Here is a 549-nt window from a genome sequence, read left to right as displayed (position 1 = left end):
TTGACATCCTCCCCGGCCTGAAGGCCGGAGATTCCTACGGCGCTCAGGAGCGGCATTGAGCCACTCCTGAGTCGCTTCGGTGGGTTCCTGCTGCTGGCGACCCTACTGCATCGCTCACTTCACAGGCGAACCGGGCGTGTCCCGCCCTTAAAACATTGATCGCGCCGACGACATCGGCGTTTTCCTCGAAACCGCATTCCACGCACTGGAACTGAACTTGCGTCTTCCGGTTATCCGCCGAGACGTGACCGCAGCACGGGCAGGTTCGACTGGTGTTTTGCGGCGGCACGGCGATGAGCCAGCCACCGCGCCAATGGAGCTTGTAATCCAGTTGGCGTCGAAACTCGAACCAACCCTGATCGAGGATGGACTTGTTCAGGCCGGACTTGACCCGAACGTTCTTACCCGGTCGCTCGCTGCTGCCTGCCGCCGACCTGGACATGTTCCGTACCTGCAAATCCTCGATGCACACCATCGCGTGGTTTTGGCTGATCGCGGTCGTGGTCTTGTGCAGGTAGTCGCGGCGGGCGTTGCCGATTCGGGCATGGA

The 549-nt window shown here is 61.2% G+C and carries 1 protein-coding gene; it reads right to left on the bottom strand.

From position 1 onward, the window contains the following. Positions 1-43 precede the first annotated feature (43 nt). On the bottom strand, positions 44-549 hold a 506-nt coding region (locus tag LPW29_RS15315; protein WP_238628732.1), incomplete at its 5' end, for an RNA-guided endonuclease InsQ/TnpB family protein.

The organism is Ectothiorhodospira sp. 9100 (assembly GCF_022227565.1).
Classification (GTDB): domain Bacteria; phylum Pseudomonadota; class Gammaproteobacteria; order Ectothiorhodospirales; family Ectothiorhodospiraceae; genus Ectothiorhodospira; species Ectothiorhodospira marina.
The sequence above is the reverse complement of the archived record's forward strand: the minus strand, read 5'-3'. Positions and strand labels throughout refer to the sequence as shown.